General features: G+C 64.0%; 20 protein-coding genes. 16 read left to right on the top strand and 4 right to left on the bottom strand.

The window, feature by feature from the left end; genetic code table 11:
• Positions 1 to 37 precede the first annotated feature (37 nt).
• Positions 38 to 1699: a Na+/H+ antiporter gene (locus PNI01S_RS19970; protein ID WP_038803398.1), complete on the bottom strand. Its 1662-nt coding sequence runs from the start codon at positions 1697 to 1699 to the stop codon at positions 38 to 40.
• Positions 1700 to 1869: 170 nt separating this feature from the next.
• Here PNI01S_RS19970 and PNI01S_RS19965 point away from each other — a divergent pair, with 170 nt between their 5' ends.
• The 5 genes from PNI01S_RS19965 (at position 1870) to PNI01S_RS19945 (ending at position 5639) form a co-directional block, all read left to right on the top strand.
• The gene (locus tag PNI01S_RS19965) at positions 1870 to 2220 is read left to right on the top strand and encodes an ArsC family reductase (RefSeq protein WP_024766089.1); all 351 of its coding nucleotides are present in this window, start codon (positions 1870 to 1872) and stop codon (positions 2218 to 2220) included.
• An 11-nt stretch (positions 2221 to 2231) separates the two neighbouring features.
• On the top strand, positions 2232 to 2858 hold the full coding sequence (locus tag PNI01S_RS19960) for a LysE family translocator (RefSeq protein ID WP_084358875.1): 627 nt from the start codon (positions 2232 to 2234) through the stop codon (positions 2856 to 2858).
• A 42-nt stretch (positions 2859 to 2900) separates the two neighbouring features.
• Positions 2901 to 3935 carry a 2,3,4,5-tetrahydropyridine-2,6-dicarboxylate N-succinyltransferase gene (gene dapD, locus PNI01S_RS19955; RefSeq protein WP_024766090.1) on the top strand — a complete coding sequence of 345 codons (1035 nt, stop codon included), beginning with the start codon at positions 2901 to 2903 and terminating at the stop codon, positions 3933 to 3935.
• A 94-nt stretch (positions 3936 to 4029) separates the two neighbouring features.
• Positions 4030 to 5235, top strand: a complete 1206-nt coding sequence (locus tag PNI01S_RS19950) for an aminotransferase class V-fold PLP-dependent enzyme (RefSeq protein WP_084358874.1) — start codon at positions 4030 to 4032, stop codon at positions 5233 to 5235.
• Positions 5232 to 5639: a SufE family protein gene (locus tag PNI01S_RS19945; protein ID WP_024766091.1), complete on the top strand. Its 408-nt coding sequence runs from the start codon at positions 5232 to 5234 to the stop codon at positions 5637 to 5639. Before PNI01S_RS19950 ends, PNI01S_RS19945 begins: the two co-directional genes overlap by 4 nt.
• Before the next feature lie 112 nt (positions 5640 to 5751).
• Here the strand turns inward: PNI01S_RS19945 and tcdA are convergent, their stop codons facing one another.
• A complete protein-coding gene (gene tcdA / locus PNI01S_RS19940; protein WP_084358873.1) occupies positions 5752 to 6558 on the bottom strand; it encodes a tRNA cyclic N6-threonylcarbamoyladenosine(37) synthase TcdA in 807 nt (268 codons plus the stop codon).
• A gap of 284 nt (positions 6559 to 6842) precedes the next feature.
• Here tcdA and PNI01S_RS19935 point away from each other — a divergent pair, with 284 nt between their 5' ends.
• From PNI01S_RS19935 to PNI01S_RS19915, 5 genes are all read left to right on the top strand, one after another.
• Positions 6843 to 9440: a glycosyltransferase gene (locus PNI01S_RS19935; protein WP_084358872.1), complete on the top strand. Its 2598-nt coding sequence runs from the start codon at positions 6843 to 6845 to the stop codon at positions 9438 to 9440.
• A gap of 132 nt (positions 9441 to 9572) precedes the next feature.
• Positions 9573 to 10730, top strand: a complete 1158-nt coding sequence (dapE, locus tag PNI01S_RS19930; protein WP_169891289.1) for a succinyl-diaminopimelate desuccinylase — start codon at positions 9573 to 9575, stop codon at positions 10728 to 10730.
• Positions 10727 to 10906 (top strand): hypothetical protein, encoded by a 180-nt coding sequence (locus PNI01S_RS19925; protein ID WP_024766714.1) that lies wholly within the window; start codon positions 10727 to 10729, stop codon positions 10904 to 10906. The genes dapE and PNI01S_RS19925 overlap by 4 nt, the downstream gene beginning before the upstream one ends.
• On the top strand, positions 10906 to 11715 hold the full coding sequence (locus PNI01S_RS19920) for a putative RNA methyltransferase (protein WP_084358870.1): 810 nt from the start codon (positions 10906 to 10908) through the stop codon (positions 11713 to 11715). Before PNI01S_RS19925 ends, PNI01S_RS19920 begins: the two co-directional genes overlap by 1 nt.
• 10 nt (positions 11716 to 11725) lie before the next feature.
• Positions 11726 to 12097 carry a hypothetical protein gene (locus PNI01S_RS19915; protein WP_024766716.1) on the top strand — a complete coding sequence of 124 codons (372 nt, stop codon included), beginning with the start codon at positions 11726 to 11728 and terminating at the stop codon, positions 12095 to 12097.
• A 69-nt stretch (positions 12098 to 12166) separates the two neighbouring features.
• Here PNI01S_RS19915 and PNI01S_RS19910 read toward each other — a convergent pair whose 3' ends face one another.
• Both PNI01S_RS19910 and PNI01S_RS19905 read right to left on the bottom strand, forming a co-directional pair.
• Complete coding sequence (locus PNI01S_RS19910; RefSeq protein ID WP_015476243.1) at positions 12167 to 12376, bottom strand: cold-shock protein; 210 nt, start codon at positions 12374 to 12376, stop codon at positions 12167 to 12169.
• A 574-nt stretch (positions 12377 to 12950) separates the two neighbouring features.
• Positions 12951 to 13394 (bottom strand): YMGG-like glycine zipper-containing protein, encoded by a 444-nt coding sequence (locus PNI01S_RS19905; RefSeq protein WP_024766717.1) that lies wholly within the window; start codon positions 13392 to 13394, stop codon positions 12951 to 12953.
• 170 nt (positions 13395 to 13564) lie between these two features.
• Here PNI01S_RS19905 and plsB point away from each other — a divergent pair, with 170 nt between their 5' ends.
• From plsB to rfaH, 6 genes are all read left to right on the top strand, one after another.
• Positions 13565 to 16075 carry a glycerol-3-phosphate 1-O-acyltransferase PlsB gene (gene plsB, locus PNI01S_RS19900; protein WP_024766718.1) on the top strand — a complete coding sequence of 837 codons (2511 nt, stop codon included), beginning with the start codon at positions 13565 to 13567 and terminating at the stop codon, positions 16073 to 16075.
• Between the two features lie 90 nt (positions 16076 to 16165).
• Positions 16166 to 16612 carry a low molecular weight protein-tyrosine-phosphatase gene (locus PNI01S_RS19895; RefSeq protein ID WP_084358869.1) on the top strand — a complete coding sequence of 149 codons (447 nt, stop codon included), beginning with the start codon at positions 16166 to 16168 and terminating at the stop codon, positions 16610 to 16612.
• 149 nt (positions 16613 to 16761) lie between these two features.
• Positions 16762 to 17814 carry a glycosyltransferase family 4 protein gene (locus tag PNI01S_RS19890; RefSeq protein ID WP_084358868.1) on the top strand — a complete coding sequence of 351 codons (1053 nt, stop codon included), beginning with the start codon at positions 16762 to 16764 and terminating at the stop codon, positions 17812 to 17814.
• A gap of 338 nt (positions 17815 to 18152) precedes the next feature.
• Positions 18153 to 18599, top strand: coding sequence for a low molecular weight protein-tyrosine-phosphatase (locus PNI01S_RS19885; protein WP_037009595.1), 447 nt, complete (start codon positions 18153 to 18155; stop codon positions 18597 to 18599).
• 19 nt (positions 18600 to 18618) lie between these two features.
• Positions 18619 to 20862: a polysaccharide biosynthesis tyrosine autokinase gene (locus PNI01S_RS19880; RefSeq protein ID WP_084358903.1), complete on the top strand. Its 2244-nt coding sequence runs from the start codon at positions 18619 to 18621 to the stop codon at positions 20860 to 20862.
• 37 nt (positions 20863 to 20899) lie between these two features.
• Positions 20900 to 21397 (top strand): transcription/translation regulatory transformer protein RfaH, encoded by a 498-nt coding sequence (gene rfaH, locus PNI01S_RS19875; protein ID WP_084358867.1) that lies wholly within the window; start codon positions 20900 to 20902, stop codon positions 21395 to 21397.
• The last annotated feature ends 112 nt before the right edge of the window (positions 21398 to 21509 follow it).

The following is a 21509-nucleotide window of genomic DNA, read 5'->3' as shown; positions in this document are numbered from 1 at the left end:
GCGGTTCGCGAGCAAGCTCGCTCCTACAAGAGCACCACTACACCCAGCGCCCCGCCTTGCTGGTCACCCAGGCTTCCTGGCTGTCCAGCTCGCCCAGCACCTCGCGCATGGTCTCGTCGTCGATCTCATGCTCACGACGCATGCGGTACAGCTCAAGGCGCTGCGCCCGCAGCGCCTTGATGCGCAGCGCCTGATCGGCCAGTTCCAGGCTGCGAGCGCGCTCGCGGGCTTCCTGGGAGTCCGGCGCCGGGTCCAGTTCGTGGCGATACTCGGCCATCAGCCGCGCCTTCACCTCTGCCAGGCGCGCCGCTTCGTCGGCATCCGCACCGTCGCGAGTGGGCATTTCCTCGCCTTCCAGCATGTGGATGGCCGCCACCGCGGTCTTGCGCCACACCGACTGCACTTCGCGCTCGCGCTGGTCATTGCTGGCTGCCGGCAGACCGCGCAGAAGGATCGGCAGGCCGATGGTGGCGGCGATCAGCGACACCAGGATCACCCCGGTGGCGATGAAGATGATCAGGTCGCGCTGCGGGAAGGCCGAACCATCGAGCAACAGCAGCGGTACCGAGAGCACGCCGGCCAGCGTCACCGCCCCGCGCACCCCGCCCAGCGCCGAGATTGCCGACAACCGCAGTACCGGCTCGCCCGAACGACCGCCCAGCTCTATCCCCCACCACTGCTCGAAGCGCACCGACACCTTCCAGTAACACCAGACCCAGCCGAAACGCAGCAGGATCAGCACGGCGAACACCGCCAGCACGTAGAACAGCAGCAGCGACGAGCGCCACATCACGTCATCGGCATGGTGGGAGACCGATTTCAGGATGTCCGGCAACTGCAGGCCCAGCAGCAGGAACACCACGCCGTTGAAGGCGAACTCGAGCATCGACCAGACGCTGCGGTTGAGCAGGCGCGTGTTGGTCTGCCGCGGCAGCAGGTCGGCCCAGCTCTGCATCATGCCGGCCGCCACCGCCGCCAGGATGCCGGACACCCCCAGCTCCTCGGCGATCATGTAGCAGGCGAAGGGCAACAGCAGCATCAGCACCACGTGCGTCGCCGGATCATCCCAGCCGCGACGGATCATCCAGGCGCGAATGCGCCCCAGCAGCCAGCTGATGAACACCCCGCAGGCCAGCCCGCCAACCGCCACCAGCAGGAAACTCAGGCTGGCGTCCATCAGCGAGAAGGTACCGGTCATGGCAGCGGCGATGGCGAACTTGAAGGCGACCAGGCCGGAGGCGTCGTTCATCAACGCCTCGCCCTGCAACACGTGCATCAGGCGCCTGGGAAGGCGGTCCTGGGCGATGGCCGAGACCGCCAGCGCATCGGTCGGCGACAGCACCGCCGCCAGGGCGAAGGCGGCAGCCCAGGGTATCTCGGGAATCAGCAGGTGGATGAAGACGCCACCGCCGAGCACGGTGAACAGCACCAGGGCGAAAGCCAGGGTGAGGATCGGCCAGCGCATCTTCCAGAACTCACCCTTGGGCATGCGCCAGCCATCGGCGAACAGCAGCGGCGGGATGAACAGGAACATGAACAGCTCGGGATCGAGCGCCACGTGCAGCCCCAGGCTCGGCCAGGCGAGCATGGCGCCGGCAACGATCTGGATCAGCGGCAGGGGCAGCGGGATCAGTTGAGCGGCGAGCCGGGTTCCCCCCACGACCAGCAACAGGATCAACACGGTGTAAACGGTTTGCATCGTCGAACTCCAACACAGCCATCCATTGAAGCACCCATCGCGGCGCGGATCAGCCACGCTTCGGGCAAAAAACTGTTGCAATACGCCGGCCTCCCGGCGGCGTCCCGCAAGGCGCTGGGAAATGGCATAATCCCGCGCCTGAAAAAAGCATCGAAAAGGAGTAGCGCCCCGTGAGCGAGCGGACGCTGTATGGAATCAAAGCCTGCGACACCATGAAGAAGGCCCGTACCTGGCTGGAAGAACATGGCGTCGACTACGCCTTCCACGACTACAAGACTAGCGGAATAGACCGCGCGCACCTGGAGCAATGGTGCAACGAGCATGGCTGGGAGACTGTGCTGAACCGTGCCGGCACCACGTTCCGCAAGCTCGACGACGCGCAGAAGGCCGATATCGACCAGGCCAAGGCCATCGAACTGATGGTGGCGCAGCCGTCGATGATCAAGCGCCCAGTGCTGGACCTGGGTGATCGCACCCTGGTCGGCTTCAAGCCCGATCTCTACGCCGCCGCCCTGGCCTGAGTCGCAGGACGATGAGCATCGCCTGGGCCCTGTTCCTCCCCGCCTGCTTCGCCCTGAACCTGGCACCGGGACCGAACAACCTGCTCTCGCTGAACAATGCCGCGCGCTTCGGCCTGCTGCGCGCCACCCTCGCCGGTGGCGGACGGCTGGTCGCCTTCGCCGGCATGCTGGCCCTGGCCGCCTCCGGCCTGGCGCTGGTACTGCAGGCCTCGGCCTGGCTGTTCCTGGCGATCAAGTTGGTGGGCGCCGGTTACCTGCTGTGGCTGGCCGTGCAACTGTGGCGCGCGCCGACAGCGAACCTGTCCGTCGATGGCGCCCCGGCTACCGCCACCAGCCTGTGGCGCCTGGCCCGCCAGGAGTTCTGGGTGGCCGCCGGCAACCCCAAGGCGATCCTCATCTTCACCGCTTTCCTGCCGCAGTTCGTCGATCCGCGTCAGGCCGTGGGCGCCCAGTTCGCCCAACTCGGCGCGGCCTTCCTGCTGCTGGAATGGCTGGCCATCGCCCTTTACGGGCTCGCCGGGGTCCGCCTCGGCAAGCTGCTCGCCGGTGCACGCGCCCGGCGCCTGTTCAACCGTGGTTGTGCCGCGCTGCTGGGCAGCGCCGGGCTGGGCCTGCTGCTCAGTCGCCGTCCGGCCTGACCGAATTCATTCTTCGAGAATCTCTTTCAAGGAATCCCCCTCATGTCGAAATCCCTGTTCAGCATCGCTTTCGGTGTCGGCACCCAGAACCGCCAGGGCAACTGGCTGGAAGTCTTCTACGCGCAGCCGCTGCTCAACCCCAGCGCCGAACTGGTCGCAGCCATCAGCCCGCTGCTGAATTATGAAGGCGGCAACCAGGCGATTGCCTTCACCGCCCACCAGGCCTACCAGCTGGCCGACGCCGTCGAGAGCGTCGACGCTGCCCAGGCCGCGCTGCTCAACCGCCTGGCCGAAAGCCAGAAGCCGCTGGTCGCCACCCTGCTGGCCGAAGACGCCGCCCCCAGCTCCACCCCCGAGGCGTACCTCAAGCTGCACCTGCTGTCCCATCGCCTGGTCAAGCCGCACGGCCTGAACCTGACCGGCATCTTCCCGCTGCTGCCAAACGTGGCCTGGACCAACCAGGGCGCCGTCGACCTGGCCGAACTGGCCGAGCTGCAACTGGAAGCGCGCCTGAAGGGCAAGCTGCTGGAAGTCTTCTCCGTCGACAAATTCCCGAAGATGACCGACTACGTGGTCCCGACCGGCGTGCGCATCGCCGACACCGCCCGCGTACGCCTGGGCGCCTACATCGGTGAAGGCACCACCGTGATGCACGAAGGCTTCGTCAACTTCAATGCCGGCACCCAAGGTCCGGGCATGATCGAAGGCCGCGTCTCCGCGGGCGTGTTCGTCGGCAAGGGCTCGGACCTGGGCGGCGGCTGCTCCACCATGGGCACCCTGTCCGGCGGCGGCAACATCGTCATCAGCGTCGGCGAAGGCTGCCTGATCGGCGCCAACGCCGGCATCGGCATCCCGCTGGGCGACCGCAACATCGTCGAAGCCGGCCTGTACGTCACCGCCGGCACCAAGATCGCTGTGCTGGACGACCAGAACGCCCTGGTGAAAGTGGTCAAGGGTCGCGACCTGGCCGGCCAGGCCGACCTGCTGTTCCGCCGCAACTCCCAGACCGGCGCAGTCGAGTGCAAGACCAACAAGACCGCGATCGAGCTGAATGAAGCGCTGCACGCACACAACTAAGCTGGGCGCCCCGCTGATGCGGGGTACGCACTAAGCTTGGAGAAGCGGGGGCTGCGGCCCCCGTTTTACTTTTTCCGCAACCGGCCGCACGCCCATGCCCATTCCCTCCCCCTGGCGCTCCGACTTCCCGGCCCTCGCCGCCTTCGAGGCTGAAGGCCAGACCTACCTCGACAGCGCCGCCACCGCGCAGAAGCCGCGCGCCATGATCGACGCCCTCGCCGGCTACTACGCCAGTGGCGCCGCCAACGTACACCGTGCCCAGCACCTGCCCGGCGAGCGCGCCACCCGCGCCTTCGAAGCGACCCGCAGCCTGGCCGCCAGCTGGCTCAATGGCGGCAGCCCCGCGCAGATCATCTTCACCCGTGGCGCCACCGAAGCCCTGAACCTGCTGGCCTACGGACTGGAGGCGGACTTCCACAGCGGCGACGAGATCGTCGTCAGCGCCCTGGAGCACCACGCCAACCTGCTGCCCTGGCAGCAACTGGCCAAGCGTCGCGGCTTGAAACTGGTGATCCTGCCGCTGGACAGTGACGGCCGCACCGACCTGAACCGCGCCGCCAGCCTGATCGGCCCGCGCACGCGCCTGCTTGCCGTCAGCCAGCTGTCCAACGTGCTTGGCACCTGGCAACCGCTGCCGGAGCTGTTGCAGATGGCTCGGCAGCACGGCGCGTTGACCGTGGTGGATGGCGCCCAGGGCGTTGTCCACGGCCGGCACAACCTGTCGGCACTCGGCTGTGATTTCTATGTCTGCTCCAGCCACAAACTTTACGGCCCGGAAGGCCTCGGCCTGCTCTGGGGCCGCCCGGAGTCGCTCGAGCGACTGGCGCACTGGCAATTCGGCGGCGAGATGGTGCGCGTTGCGAACTACTTCGACGCACAGTTCCATAGCGCCCCGATGGGCTTCGAGGCCGGCACCCCGCCCATCGGCCCGGTGATCGCCCTGGGCGCCACGCTGCAGTGGCTGGCCGCCCAGGACAGGGCCGAAGTCAGCGCCCACGAGGATTTCCTCCACGCCCGCCTGCTCGCCGGCCTGCGCGCCCGTGATGGCGTGCGCGTGCTGGGCGAACCGGAAGTGGCGCTGGCCAGTTTCGTGGTCGAGGGCGTACATGTGGCCGACCTCGGCCATCTGCTCACCGAACAGGGCATTGCCGTGCGCGCCGGGCACCACTGCGCCATGCCGCTGATGAAGACCCTCGACGTGGCCGGTGCCCTGCGGGTCTCCCTTGGCCTCTACAACGACAGTGCCGACCTGGAACGTTTCTTCATCGCTCTGGACAGCGCCCTGGAGTTGCTGCGATGAGCCTGCCCGCCGCAGCCGCCGAGGCGCTGCAGGCCTTCACTGCCTTGCAGGGCTGGGAGCAACGGGCACGCCTGCTGATGCAATGGGGCGAACGCCTGGAGCCGTTGAGCGAAACCGAGCGCAGCGACGGGCACCGCGTGCAGGGCTGCGAGAGCAACGTCTGGCTGCTGGCTGACTCGCGGGATGGCCGCTGGTATTTCCGCGCCTACAGCGATGCGCGCCTGCTGCGCGGGTTGCTGGCGTTGCTGCTGGTACGGGTGGAAGGCTTGCCGGTGGACGAGCTGTCTGCCATCGACCTGCCCGACTGGTTCAATCGGCTGGGCCTGGGCCGGCAACTCTCGCCGTCGCGCAGCAACGGCCTGAATGCAGTCCTGAAGCGCATGCAGGAACTGGTCAGCGACTGAGCACCTGCTTTTTCGTAGGAGCGAGCTTGCTCGCGAACCCGCCCGACACCAAGGCATCCAGCCGAAGCGTTCGCGAGCAAGGGCTAGGCGCCCCTCAGTCCTACAAAAGCGCCTAGCCCGCGGAACGTTCCGAAGGCCGCCGCGCCCCGGCGACGATCTTGTCCACCGCCCGCGCCGCCGCGACCATGCCGAAGGTCGCCGTGACCATCATCACCGCGCCGAAACCGCCGGCGCAGTCCAGCTTCACGCCCTCGCCGACGAAACTCTTCGACTGGCACACCGTGCCGTCCGGCTTGGGATAGCGCAGCTGCTCGGTGGAAAACACGCACTGCACGCTGTAGTGCCGGCCCGGCGTGCGTGAGAAGTTGTAGTCGCGGCGCAGCATGGAACGGACCTTGGCGGCCAGCGGGTCGTTGAACGTCTTGTTCAGGTCGGCGACCTGGATCTGCGTCGGATCGACCTGCCCGCCCGCGCCCCCGGTGGTGATGATCTGCAGCTTGCGGCGCTTGCACCAGGCGATCAGCGCAGCCTTGGCGGCGACGCTGTCGATGCAGTCGATCACGCAATCCAGCTCCGGGGGGATGTAGTCCGCCATGGTTTCACGAGTAACGAAATCGGCTACAGCGTGTACGACGATGCCGGGATTGATTGCCTTCAGGCGCTCGGCCATGACCTCGACCTTGGGCTTGCCCACGGCGCCGGCCAGCGCATGCACTTGGCGATTGGTGTTGGTGACGCAGACGTCATCGAGATCGAACAGGGAAATCTCGCCCACGCCGCTACGCGCCAGGGCCTCGGCCGCCCAGGAGCCCACGCCGCCGATCCCGACTACCGCCACATGGCTGGCCGCCAGACGCTCCAGGCCCTCACGGCCGTAAAGCCGCGCGATTCCGCCGAAACGCTGTTCATCCAGTTGCATCGCCCACACCTCATCTCGAAACGGCCGGCATTCTATAACGACCGGTCACCCATAACGACCGGTCTTGGCAGGCTTGCAACAAAGCCGGATTGCCGCAGTCTCAGCCACGCGCCTGCCACACATTCTAAACTGTCGGAAAATACCCACGCTCGCCGTCTCGGCGGACGGTGCCGGCAACCTGTACAGCCCCCGGAGTGCGGGGTAGGATGCGCCCCGACCGAAGAGTCTCCCGCGGAGACTGTCCCGGCCCCTCCCCGTTCCACCCTTTGGAACCCGATCGCACCATGTCTTCACGCAAGTTCGGCCTCAACCTGGTGGTTTTCGTCGCCCTCACGGCACTCTTCACCGGCTTCTGGGCTCTCTACAACCGCCCGGTCAGCGTTCCCGACTGGCCGGAAAGCATTTCCGGATTCTCCTTCTCGCCCTTCCGCCTGAACCAGAATCCGCAGAAGGACCAGTTCCCCAGCGACGATGAGATCCGCTCGGACCTGGAACTGGTCTCCAGGAACACCGACAACATCCGCACCTACTCGGTGAAGGGCTCACTGGCCGACATCCCGCGCCTGGCGGAAGAGCTCGGCATGCGTGTCAGCCTCGGTATCTGGATCGGCCCGGACGAAGCCGAGAACGAGGCCGAAATCGAGCGCGGCATCGAGATCGCCAACAACTCGCGCAGTGTCGTGCGGGTCATCGTCGGCAACGAGGCGCTGTTCCGCCGCGAGGTCACCGTCGAGCAACTCACCGCCTACCTGGACCGCGTGCGCAAGGCGGTGAAGGTACCAGTGACGACCGCCGAGCAATGGCACATCTACGAGAAATACCCGGAGATGGCCAAGCACGTCGACCTGATCGCCGCCCACGTGCTGCCGTACTGGGAATACACGCCGATGGACAACGCCGTGCCGTTCGTCCTCGAGCGCGCCAAGGAGCTGCGCGCCAAGTTCCCGCGCAAGCCGCTGCTGCTGGCCGAAGTCGGCTGGCCGAGCAACGGCCGCATGCGCGGCGGCGCCGACGCCACCCAGGCGGATCAGGCCATCTACCTGCGCACGCTGACCAATGCGCTGAACAAGCGGGGCTACAACTACTTCGTCGTCGAGGCCTTCGACCAACCCTGGAAAGTCGGCGACGAAGGCTCGGTGGGTGCCTACTGGGGCGTGTATAACGCCCAGCGCCAACCCAAGTTCAACTTCACCGGGCCGGTGGTGAACATCCCGCAATGGCGCGCCCTGGCGGTCGCCTCGGTGGTGATGGCGCTGCTTGCCCTGACCCTGCTGATGATCGACGGCAGCGCCCTGCGCCAGCGCGGGCGGACCTTCCTCACCGTGGTCGCCTTTGCTGGCGGCTCGGTGCTGGTGTGGATCGCCTACGACTACAGCCAGCAATACAGTACCTGGTTCAGCCTGACCGTCGGCGGCCTGCTGGGCATCGGCGCGCTGGGCGTATTCATCGTCCTGCTCACCGAGGCCCATGAACTGGCCGAGACCGTGTGGGTGCGCAAGCGCCGCCGGCCGTTCGACCCAGTGCTGACCGATACCGGCTATCGGCCCAAGGTCTCGGTGCACGTGCCCTGCTACAACGAACCGCCGGAGATGATGAAGAAGACCCTGGATGCGCTCTCCAGGCTCGACTATCCGGATTTCGAAGTCCTGATCATCGACAACAACACCAAGGACCCGGCGGTCTGGGAACCGGTGCGCGACTACTGCGAAGTCCTCGGCCCGCGCTTCCGCTTCTTCCACGTCGCGCCCCTGGCCGGCTTCAAGGGCGGCGCGCTGAACTACATCCTGCCGCATACCGCGCCGGACGTCGAAGTCGTCGCGGTGATCGACGCCGACTACTGCGTCGAGCCGAACTGGCTCAAGCAGATGGTGCCGCATTTCAGCGATCCGAAGATCGCCGTGGTGCAGTCCCCACAGGACTACCACGACGGCGAGGAAAACGTCTTCAAGAAGCTCTGCTACGCCGAGTACAAGGGCTTCTTCCACATTGGCATGGTCACCCGCAACGACCGCGACGCGATCATCCAGCACGGCACCATGACCATGATCCGCCGGACCGTGATGGACGAACTCAAGTGGGCCGACTGGACCATCTGCGAGGACGCCGAGCTGGGCCTGCGGGTGTTCGAGAAGGGCTATTCGGCCGCCTACTCGCACCAGAGCTTCGGCAAGGGCGTGATGCCCGACACCTTCATCGACTACAAGAAGCAGCGCTTCCGCTGGGCCTATGGCGCGATCCAGATCATGAAGGGCCACGCCCGCGCGCTGTTCCAGGGCAAGGACAGCAAGCTGACCCTCGGCCAGCGCTACCACTTCATCGCCGGCTGGCTGCCGTGGATAGCCGACGGCATGAACATCTTCTTCACCGTCGGCGCGCTGCTCTGGTCCTCGGCGATGATCATCGTGCCCAAGCGGGTCGATCCGCCGCTGCTGATCTTCGCCATCCCGCCGCTGGCGCTGTTCTTCTTCAAGTTCGGCAAGATCATGTTCCTCTACCGCCGCGCCGTGGGCGTCAACCTCCTGCGTTCGTTCCAGGCGGCGGTGGCAGGCCTTGCGCTGTCGCACACCATCGCCAAGGCGGTGCTCTACGGGGCGTTCACCAAGACCATCCCGTTCTTCCGCACGCCGAAGATGGCCTCCAACCACGGCCTGCTGGTGGCACTGGCAGAGGCGCGCGAGGAGGTCTTCATCATGCTGCTGCTGTGGGGCGCCGCACTGGGCATCGTGCTGGTGCAGGGCGTACCGAGCCGCGACATGATGTTCTGGGTGGCCATGCTGCTGGTGCAGTCGCTGCCCTACCTCGCCGCACTGGTGATGGCGCTGCTGTCGGCCGCGCCCAAGGCTCAGGAGGCGCCGGCAGCGGATGTCGCGCCGGCCAACTGATGCAAAGCCTGCGGGAGCGAGCCTGCTCGCTCCCGCTGGGTGAACCGTACCGCTGATCCGCTCCCGAGAACGCCGGCCAAACGCCGGCGTTTTTGCTTTAAGATGGGCGCCTTTTTCCGTTCCACCCCCAGGATGCCCTCAATGTCCCTCTCGCCGACCCTGGCCCTCGCCTGCGAGCTGATTCGCCGTCCCTCCGTCACACCGGTCGATGCCGACTGCCAGCAGCTGATGATGCAGCGCCTGGACGCCTGCGGCTTCGCCCTGGAGCCCATGCGCATCGAGGATGTGGATAACTTCTGGGCCCTGCGCCAGGGCCGCGACGGCGCCAATGGCCCGGTGCTGTGCTTCGCCGGCCACACCGACGTCGTCCCCACCGGCCCCGAGCAGGCCTGGCAGCACCAGCCGTTCGACGCTCTGATCGACGCAGACGGCATGCTCTGCGGCCGTGGCGCGGCGGACATGAAAGGCAGCCTGGCGTCGATGATCATCGCCACCGAGCGCTTCGTCGCCGACCACCCCGACCACCGCGGCAGCATCGCCTACCTGATCACCAGCGACGAGGAAGGCCCCGCCCATCACGGCACCAAGGCCGTAGTCGAGCGCCTCAAGGCCCGCAATGAGCGCCTGGACTGGTGCATCGTCGGCGAGCCGTCGAGCACCACCCTCGTGGGCGACATCGTCAAGAACGGTCGCCGCGGCTCCCTCGGCGCCACCCTGACCGTGCGCGGCAAGCAGGGCCACGTGGCCTACCCGCACCTGGCGAAGAACCCGATCCACCTCGCCGCCCCGGCCCTGGCCGAACTCGCCGCCGAGCACTGGGACAACGGCAACGACTACTTCCCGCCGACCAGCTTCCAGATCTCCAACATCAATGGCGGCACCGGCGCGACCAACGTGATTCCGGGCGACCTGAAGGTGATCTTCAACTTCCGCTTCTCCACCGAATCCACCGTGGAGGGCCTGCAGCAACGCGTCGCGGCGATCCTCGACAAGCACGGCCTGGAGTGGCACATCGACTGGGCGCTGTCCGGCCTGCCCTTCCTCACCCAGCCCGGCGAGCTGCTCAATGGCGTGGCGGCGGCGATCCGCGCAGTCACCGGCCGCGAGACCACGCCGTCGACCTCCGGCGGCACCTCCGATGGCCGCTTCATCGCCACCATGGGCACCCAGGTGGTCGAACTCGGCCCTGTCAACGCCACCATTCACCAGGTGGACGAACGTGTACTGGCCAGCGACCTCGATGTGCTGACCGAAATCTATTACCAGACCCTGGTGCGACTGCTGGCATGACTGGACCGAACAAAGGCTTCTGCCTGGGCGCCATCCAGCCCGACACCCCGCCGCCCGCGCCAGCCGCCGAGCGCCGCTATTCCTTGCGCGTGTACCAGATTGCCCAGCGCCGCCGCTCGCTGCCCACCGTGCTGCGCAACGACCTGCCGCAGCCGCTGGGACCGGGGAAGAAGTGATGCTGATCTGTCCGCTGTGCCGCGAGGCACTCACCGAAGCCGACAACGGCGTGGCCTGCCCTGCCGGGCACCGCTTCGACCGCGCACGCCAGGGCTACCTGAACCTGCTGCCGGTACAGCACAAGAAGAGCCTCGATCCAGGCGATAACGCCGCCATGGTCGAGGCGCGCCGCTACTTCCTCGGCGCCGGCCACTACGCCCCGCTGGCCGGGCGCCTGGCCGAACTGGCTGCCGAGCGGGCTCCCAGTCACTGGCTGGATATCGGCTGCGGCGAGGGTTACTACACCGCGCAGCTGGGCGAAGCCCTGCCCCAGGCCGACGGCTATGCCCTGGACATCTCCCGCGAAGCCGTCAAACGCGCCTGCAAGCGCGCCCCGCAACTGACCTGGATGGTCGCCAGCATGGCCCGCGTGCCGCTGGCCGATGCTTCCTGCCAGTTGCTGGCCAGCGTGTTCAGCCCGATCGACTGGAGGGAAGCCACACGCCTGCTGACTCCCGGAGGCGGCGTGCTGCGCCTGGGCCCGGCACGCGACCATCTGCTGGAACTGCGCGAACGCCTGTACGACGAAGTGCGCGAATACGTCGAAGACAAGCACCTCGTCGATCTGCCTGAAGAACTGAAGCTGGCGCACACCGAACAACTGAGCTTCAAGCTGCCGCTGGAAACCCGCGAAGCCCGCGAGCACCTGCTGGCGATGACGCCCCACGGCTGGCGGGTCAACGCCGAGCGACGCGAACGCATCCTCGCCGAGCCCTTCGAGGTGACGGTCGCGGTACGCTACGATTGGCTGCAACGCCAAGAACCCTGACGAGGACGCCATGCGCCAACCGGATATCGAGATCTACATCAAGGATGCCGACCAGGCCGCCGTCAGCGCCTGGCTGGAGAAGGCACTTGGCCCTTGCAGCGAATGGCGCAAACAGGGCGAAACCCTCAAGTGCACCGCCGGTGGCATCCCTGCGACCTGGCTGCCAAAAGCCGTGGGCAAGTGGAACAGCCTGTTCCTCGAAAGTGACCGTACGCCATGGGACGACGACGCCGCCTGTGCCCGCGATGCCTGCGCCGCGCTGGACGTGGAAGTGCGCTGTGCACCAGGCAGTTGGAGCGAGGATCAGGGCGAGGAAGACGCGGACCGCTGGCTGAAAGTGACCGCCGCGGGCGTCGAGGAAATCACCTGGCGCACAGGCTGACCCCTCGCTTGCACAAGGCTTAAAAAACAAAGGCCCGTCCAATGGACGGGCCTTTGCTTTTTCGGGGGCTCAGACCTTGGCGACGTCTTCCGCCTGGAGGCCTTTCTGACCCTGGATCACCGAGAACTCCACTTTCTGGCCTTCGACCAGGGAGCGGTGACCATCGCCACGAATGGCACGGTAGTGAACGAAAACGTCCGGACCGCTATCGCGTTGAATGAATCCATAACCTTTGGCGTCATTGAACCACTTGACGGTTCCGACCTCACGATCAGCCATTACCACACTCTCCAACTTGCCTATTATTTTTGGATGGCCCCCGGGAATGAGGACTTCGGCAGTCGCCGGCTGAACGCTTTCCTTATCATCCAACCCGCACCGAATGGCACGTAGGAAGGTAATTCGAATAACGCCGACGGGCGACAGCGCTCCCGAGTATATAAATCAAAAGTTACAGCTGAAAAGCACTTTTTCATCCCCTCCGCGCCCCTATGACCAAAGAGGACAAAGTGCCATTTTTCGGGGCCTGCAGAGCCATTTTGGTGCTCGTTACCACGCGTAACGAAAGTGTTTCGAACGTGGACCTTTTCGCACTTTCACGCATTTGCGGCGGGTAGTTTCGTTCCCGCTCGTCCGCTTGAGCGAGCTTCCGAAAAATCTTTCAGACAACGGATCAGGCGACGCTCCAGTTGCCTCTGCGACGATATACCCGACTATCCCGCCGCTGAATTGGCGATCCGTTCTTCATCCAAGTCGATGGAGATATCCCGCAGAACTCTCCTTCGCACATCAAACTGCGGACAGGCCGTGCACCATCGCGGTTCTTTATGTCACGGCTACCCACCGCCGCAATTCAGGGACTGACCTGATAACCCCGGCCCTGCATACAACCGCCATAGGCGCTGGCACTTGCCGAACTCTGGGTACGCCGATCCTGCCGACGCTCCTGGCGCTGCCGCATGCCACCGACCGCCGCACCGGCAGCCGCCACTTCGCCGGCACGGTTCTGCCGGTACTGCTGTTTGGCATCGTCGCTGGCGCGGTCGTAGAGTTCGTCGTGCTGCTGCCCGCGCACTTCTGCGCCGACGGCTCCGGCCGCCGCGCCCTTCGCCGCACCGCGAACCCGTCCGCCGACATGCGGATCGGAACTGGAACTGCTGGCCGCCGCCGCGTTGCAATCGGCCATATCCTGCTGCATCTGCTGGCTGCTCTGCCCTTTGAGCGGAACCACTGTCTGGGCCTGGGCAGGCAGCGCGGCGCAAAACGCCAGCAGGCATCCCAAGGTAAGCGCACGCATCGCGGAACCTCCCTAGAAGTTCATCCCTCAAAGGGCAGGATAGCCGCTACCCACGGGGCATCCGCGCAACTCCGACCAAGCGCTCGCGGCTTTGCTGGCGGGGGCCTAATCCGGCAAACTAGCCGGTCTGAGCAATCGCTCGTTTTATTTCTGCCAGCCATAGGGCCTGTATGCCTCGTTACCCGTTCCGCCGCTTCGGTTTCGGTGCCCTGCGCCGCCTGCTTTACCTCTGGGTGCGCTCGGAAACCATCAACCAGTCGTCCTTCAGCCTGAAGATCGACCGCAGCAAACCGGTCCTGTACGTCCTGCAGCAGCCCTCGGTGAGCGACCTCGCCGTGGTGGATACCGAATGCCGCAAGGCCGGCCTGCCGCGCCCGGTCATGCCGGTGGCAGTGGGTGAATCCATCGAACCCGCCGCCTTCTTCTACCTGACCCCCGAGCCCGACTGGCTGGGTCGCCAGGACAAACGCGGCGCTCCGCCAGCGTTGGTGCGCATGCTCGGCGCCATCGGCCAGAACGGCATCGACGATGCGCAGATCGTCCCGGTCAGCGTGTTCTGGGGCCAATCGCCGGACAGCGAAAAGAGCGCCTGGAAGCTGCTGTTCGCCGACAACTGGGCCGTCACCGGCCGACTGCGCAAGCTGGCGCGCATCCTCATCCTCGGCCGCAAGACCCGCGTGCAGTTCTCCGCCCCCATCCATCTGCGCGAACTGGTGGAGCAGAACAAGGGCCACGAACGCACCCTACGCATGGTCCAGCGCATCCTGCGCGTGCACTTCCGCAACCAGAAAACCGCAGTGATCGGCCCTGACCTCTCCCACCGCCGAAACCTGGTCAAGGGCCTGTTGCGTGCGCCGCTGGTGCGCCAGGCGATCCAGGAAGAATGCGAAACCCAGAAGATTTCCCAGGAAAAGGCTGAAGCCGCCGCGCTGCGTTATGCCAACGAGATCGCCGCCGATGTCTCCTACCCGGTGATCCGCTTCCTCGAAGTGACCCTGACCTGGTTCTGGAACAAGCTCTACGAGGGCGTGAAGGTCAACCACATCGAGCGCGTCCAGGAAGTCGCCCAGGGTCACGAGATCGTCTACGTGCCCTGCCATCGCAGCCACATCGACTACCTGCTGCTGTCCTACCTGCTGTTCCGCAACGGCCTGACCCCGCCGCACATCGCCGCCGGCATCAACCTCAACATGCCGGTGGTGGGCTCTATCCTGCGTCGCGGCGGGGCCTTCTTCATGCGCCGCAGCTTCAAGGGCAACCAGCTTTACACCGCGGTGTTCAACGAATACCTGCACACCCTGTTCAGCCGTGGGTTCTCCACCGAGTACTTCGTCGAAGGCGGCCGCTCCCGCACCGGGCGCATGCTGCATCCACGCACCGGCATGCTGGCGATCACCCTGCGCAGCTTCCTCCGCGACTCGCGCCGTCCCATCGTCTTCGTCCCCGTGTACATCGGCTACGAGCGCGTGCTCGAAGGCCGCACCTACCTGGGTGAACTGCGAGGAGCGGCGAAAAAGAAGGAGTCGATATTCGATATCTTCAAGGTCATCGGCGCACTCAAGCAGCGCTTCGGCCAGGTGTGGGTGAACTTCGGCGAACCGATCCACCTCGACGACTTCCTCGACCAGCAGCAACCTGATTGGCGCGAGCAGGAACTGGGGCCGGAATACCGCCCAGCCTGGCTCTCGGAGACCACCAACCACCTGGCCCGCGACGTCGCCCGCCATCTCAACGATGCTGCCGCGATCAACCCGGTAAACCTGGTGGCACTGGCACTGCTATCCACCACCCGGCTGGCACTGGACGAAACCGCCCTGGCGCGGGTGATCGACCTCTACCTCGACCTGCTGCACAAGGTGCCCTACTCGCCCAGCGCCACACTGCCCGAGGGCGACGGGCAGCAGTTGATCGAGTATGTGAAGAGCATGAACCTGCTCAGCGAGCAGAAGGACGCCCTCGGCCGCATCTGCTACCTCGATGAACAAAACGCGGTACTGATGACCTACTACCGCAACAACGTCCTGCACATCTTTGCCCTGCCGGCGCTGATCGCCAGCTTCTTCCAGAACAGCGGCCGAATCAGTCGGGAACAGCTCCTGCGCTACACCCGCGCGCTGTACCCGTACCTGCAGGCCGAGCTGTTCATCCGCTGGAGCCTGGACGAGCTGGACGCGGTGGTCGACCAGTGGCTGCAGGCCATGGTCGCCAGCGAACTGCTCAAACAGGAAAACGACACCTTCATCCGTCCGGCGCCCAGCTCGCGACAGTATGTGCTGCTGACCCTGCTGGCTCGCGCCATCACCCAGACCCTGCAGCGCTTCTACATGTCCATATCGCTGGTGCTCAACGCCGGACAGAAGCAGCTCACCGCCGAGGAACTGGAAAACCTCTGCACCGTGATGGCCCAGCGCCTGTCGGTCCTCCATGGCCTCAATGCCCCGGAGTTCTTCGACAAGAGCCTGTTCCGTCACTTCATCCAGACCCTGCTGGACGAAGGCGTGCTGCGCAGGGACGAGAACGGCAAGCTGAGCTACCACGAACTGCTCGGCGAACTGGCCGAGGGAGCCGCCAAGCGCGTGCTGCCAGCGGAGATTCGCCTATCCATCCGCCAGGTCGCCCTGGAGCGCCCGCCCCAGGAAGAAACCGCTCCCGCCGAGCAGCCGCCCGCCAGCCAGAGCTGAGCCCTGCTGCCCTCTGACGGCGGCTTGACGCCCCTGCACCACGACCGATAGATTTCTGACGATTATCGGTCGCGGTCAGGGACGCTCAACGTGTTCAACAGGATTCTGATCGTCTGCGTCGGCAATATCTGCCGAAGCCCAATCGCCGAACACCTGCTGCGCGAATCCCTGCAGGGCACCGATATCGCCGTGGCCTCCGCCGGGCTCAGCGCGCTGGTCGGCCACCCCATCGACAACACCGCCCTCGCCATCCTCCGCCGCCACGGTCACCACCCCCAACCTCACCGAGCCCGCCAGCTCAACGCCGAGATGATCCATGAGGCCAATCTCATCCTGGTCATGGAGCAATCGCAGATCGACAGCGTGATTCGCCTGGCACCTGAGGCCCGCGGCAAGACCTTCCTATTGGGCAAATGGCAGACCGATCAGGAGATCCCGGACCCTTACCGCAAAGGCCCGGAAGCCTTCGAACGCGCGTACTCGCTGATCGAATCGGCGGTCGCCCCGTGGATCGGTCGCGTGCGAGCTCGCCGGTAATTTGGCGGCTTATTCGCCATCCGAAAAAAGCGTCAGAAATCCTTACATTGCACTGTTGAAAAAGGCTACGCTCTAGCCCAGCAAGACCATATCCAGCTGTTTGGTCTCCCAGTTACGACAAGTAATTTTCCAGGGGCCTACATCGCTTTATGAAGATCCTGCACATCACCGAGTCCTTTGGCGGCGGCGTCACCTCGGCCATCAACTCCTACATCCTCAACTCCCAGCAGCATGAGCACTACCTGCTGGCCTCGGTGCGCAAGGGCGATACCACCGGTGAGGAAAGTCAGGGCCTGTTCAAGCACATGGAACTGGTGCCGCGCCGGCTTTCCAGCCTGGCGCGGGTGAAGCCCTACATCGATCGCATACAGCCGGACGTCATCCACCTGCACAGCACCTACGCCGGCGCGCTGATCCGCGCCTTGCCGTTCATCCCGGCGCAGAAGATCGTCTACACCCCGCACGGTTTCGCCTTCCTGCGTGGCGATCATCCCTTGATGCTGAAGGCCTACCGCGCCATCGAGTCGCTGCTGGCACGGCGCACCGCAGTGATCGCCGGCTGCGGCATGGATGAACAACGCGTTGCCGGGGAACTGATCGAACCGGGGCATACCCTGGGGCTGGTCAATGTCTGCGACGAACTGCCGGAGGTGCCGACAGTTCGCAGCCTCACCAGCAAGCCTGTGGTAGGCATGGTCGGGCGTATCAGCCGGCAGAAGGGCCATGAATACTTCCGCGCCATGGCCGAAAGCTGCGCAGAAGTTGCACACTTCAAGTGGATCGGCGGTGGCGATGCCCAGGTTATGGCGGACATGGTCCAAGCCGGTATCGAGGTGACCGGGTGGCGTCCTCGCGGCGAAGTCATCGCACACATGAAAGGGCTCGACCTGTACTTCCACACCGCCGCCTGGGACGGCTTCCCCATCTCGGTGCTGGAGGCTGCGAAGCTCAACGTGCCTATCGCCCTCCGCTGCATCGGCCCCTTCGTCGCCGAAGGATTGTCTACCGCGCGAGACCTGACGGAGGCAGAGCAGCAAGTCTTCGCCTTCGCCAAAGGCGATCCCGCCGTCCTGGCTGACCTGACCCGCAATAGCCACAACATCCAGATCCTGCACTCCGGCGAACAACTGCAATCTTCGCTGGAACACCTCTACGCCCGCTTTACCCCGCAACACGCAGCCAAGCAGCTCGCCACCGACTGACATCCTGGCCTGCCCGGACGGGCGGGCCAAATCCTCGTGCTTACCCGCCCCTCGCGCTAGAGAGCCCACCTCTCAATGGAGCGCGCACGCTTCTCCTCTGCCCCTTCCTCTCCCTGCTCTTCAAGCTGCCGAAGCTGACCAATCAGCCAGCAACTTCAGGCGGCATTGCGCCACCAGAATTGTCTGCCACTACACGCCTTTTGAAGGGATTCCCTTTATCCCTCCTCAGAGAATTCCTAAACCCGCAAAACGGCAGGAAAGCGCATTGAATAGCCTGACTACGAAGCTTAATTTTCGCCGCCCATAGATAGCGATCAATTAACGCAGCGGTGGTCAGCGTGTTCAAGAACGTACTGGTTGTCTGCGCAGGAAACATCTGCCGCAGCCCCACAGGAGAGCATCTGCTCCAGCGGAATCTGACCGGCACCGAAATCCGGGTCAGTTCAGCCGGACTCACCGCCGTGGTCGGTCACCCATTTGAGGGCCATGCCCTCGCTACGCTACAGCGCCATGGCCAGCAACCGCATGAGCATCATGCCCGCCAGCTGACGCCGCAGATCCTGCAGGCCTCCGACCTGGTCCTGGTCATGGAGCGGCGCCACCTGCAGGACGTGATCAAACTGTCGCCGCTAGCACGCGGCAAGACCTTTCTCCTCGGCAAATGGCAGAACGAACGCGAGATACCCGATCCCTATCGCCAAGGAACGGCAGCCTTCGAACACGCCTACGCCCTGATCAAGGATGGCGCTGATGCCTGGTCCCGACGCCTTCAACCTCAACGCTGAACTTTTCAAGAAGCTACCTATGCAATACCCGCAAATTCCCGCCACGCCACCGGCCGTCAGTGATGACGATGAGATCGACCTGCTCGCGCTGTTCGGCACCCTGCTCGATCACAAATGGTTGATCGCAGGCATCACCGCCGGATTCATGGTGGTGGGAGCCGCCTACGCACTTCTGGCCGCGCCAGTCTATCGCGCGACCGCCACCATCCAGGTTGAGCAGAAAAAGCCCGGCATTCCCGGCCTGTCGGACATGAGCGACCTGCTGGGCGCGCAATCGCAAGCAGTCACCGAGATCCAGTTGTTGACCTCGCGCAGTGTGATCGGCAAGGCCGTGGACGCGCTCAAGCTGGATATCGATATCCAGCCATCGCTCTTCCCCCTGCTCGGCAATTTCCTTCATCGCCATTACGCACCGGATCATGAGGGAGACTTAGCCCCCCCCCAGCTGGGCATGAGCCGTTTCGCCTGGGGCGGCGAATCGCTAAAGATCTTCCAGCTTGAGGTTCCCAACGCACTACTCGAGAAGAAGTTGAATCTCATCGCCGGTGAAAAGGGCCATTTCACCCTGTTCGATGATGACGAAAACATTCTGGTGGAAGGCCAGGTAGGCCTGCCCGCCGAGAAGAACGGCGTGAAAGTGCAGGTCGAAGCACTGAGCGCCAATCCCGGCACACGGTTCACGGTCGCACGCGAGCGTCGACTGAGCGCCATTCTTGATTACCAGCAGGCGCTCAACGTCAGCGAAACCGGCAAGGAGTCCGGCATCATCACGCTGTCACTGGATGACGAACAACCCGACCAGGCGCTCGCGGTCCTCAATGCCATCAGCCAGCAGTACGTGCTGCAGAACGTCGAGCGCGCGTCTGCCGAAGCCGCTTCAAGCCTCGACTTCCTGCGGGGCCAACTGCCCGAAGTACGACACGACCTGGAGCAGTCGGAGAATGCCCTGAGTGGCTATCAGTCCCGCGCCAAGTCGGCGGACATCAGCCTGGAAACCAAGGCGCTACTGGACCAGATCGTCGCGCTGGACACCAACATCTCGCAGCTCAAACTCCAGCAAGCAGAAATGGACCACAAGTTCACCCGCCAGCACCCGGCCTACCAGGCGCTGATGCGGCAGATCGGTGAGCTCACCAGCAAGCAGGCGGGCCTGTCCAAACGCGTCGAAGCCCTGCCGGAAACCCAGCAGGACCTGCTGCGCCTGACTCGCGATGTGCAGGTCAGCACCGCCATCTATACACAAATGCTGAACAAGACCCAGGAGCTCGATGTCATGCGTGCCGGGGCCGTCGGAAACGTACGCATCATCGACCCGGCCGACGTCGACATCACCAACCCCGTCAAACCCAAGAAGCCACTGATCGTTGCCATCGCTACCCTGCTCGGCCTGTTCCTCGCCATCGCTCTGGTGCTGCTGCGCAAGGCACTGAATCGCGGCATCGAGAATCCCGAGACAATAGAGCAGCTCGGCCTGCCGGTCTATGCCTCCATTCCCTACAGCGAGTTGCAGAAATCGGAAGAAGACCAACGCAACAAGCACAACAGAAAGGGCAAAGTCGCTCTCCACCCAGCTCCTCTACTGGCAACCAGTCATCCCACCGACCTTGCCATCGAATCCCTGCGTAGCCTGCGCACCAGCCTGCACTTCGCCATGCTCGAATCTGGCGACAACCGTCTGATGATCTCCGGCCCCAGCCCAGCAGTCGGCAAATCCTTCGTCAGCGCCAACCTGGCCGCGGTGATCGCCAAAGCGGGGCAGCGAGTGCTCCTGATCGACGTGGACATGCGCAAGGGGTATCTGCACAAGGTGCTGGACACTGATGACAAGTATGGTCTTTCCGACCTGCTAATTCAGCGTTGCACCTTTCAACAGGCGTTGCAGCAAACGGAGGTAGAGAACCTCCACTTCATCCCCCGCGGTCAGATTCCGCCCAATCCCTCCGAACTGCTGATGCATCACAACTTCACCAACTTACTGGAGAAAGCAAGCGGCGAGTTCGACCTGGTCATACTCGATACCCCTCCCCTGCTCGCCGTCACCGATGCCGCCATCGTTGGCCGACAGGCCGGTACGAGCCTGATCGTCACCCGCTTCGGCAAGAACGCCCCAAGGGAAATCGAACTGACGATTCGCCGCTTCGAACAGAACGGCATCGAACTCAAGGGCGCGATCTTCAACGGCGTTGAGCGACGAGCCTCGGACTACTACGGCAATGGCGCTTATGCCAATTACCAGTATGAGTACCTATCAGACAAGCGCTGACGGACGCGTCTGGAATCTTGTCCACAGGGAGGAAGCCATGAGCACAACAACGGAAAAACGCTGGTATCTGGTGCAGTGCAAACCCAAACAGGACATGCGCGCGCTCGAAAATCTGCAGCGGCAAGGTTATGAGTGCCTATTACCACTGCATAAGCTTGAACGATTGCAGAAAGGGCAATGGAAAACCCATGAAGAGCCATTATTTCCCGGCTATCTGTTCATCGAACTAGACACCCTGCTGGACAACTGGATGCCTATTCGATCCACACGCGGCGTTAGTCAGATAGTCCGATTCGGAACTCATCCTCTGTCAGTCCCACCCAATATTATCGAGCGACTCCGCAATAACACACCGGCTGTCGAGCCCGCATTCCTACCAGGCGATAAAGTCACAGTCGAATGGGGTGAATTTCACGGCCTCGAGGCAATATTCATCACCAAGGACGGGAACGAAAGAGTCCATATATTACTGAAAATACTACAGCGCGAAGTAAAAGTAACAGTGCCAGTCAATCGCTTAGTAAGAGCAGACTGAACTCCCGCTTCCACTACCCTATTTTCTAACGCACGCCTCTTTCGCAACCTATTTATATATTACGTCTCAGGAGTCAACGAATAATCCTGGGGCGGTAGCGTGCTCAATTAAA

It is taken from the genome of Pseudomonas nitroreducens NBRC 12694 (assembly GCF_002091755.1).
Classification (GTDB): Bacteria; Pseudomonadota; Gammaproteobacteria; order Pseudomonadales; family Pseudomonadaceae; genus Pseudomonas; species Pseudomonas nitroreducens.
The sequence above is the reverse complement of the archived record's forward strand: the minus strand, read 5'-3'. Positions and strand labels throughout refer to the sequence as shown.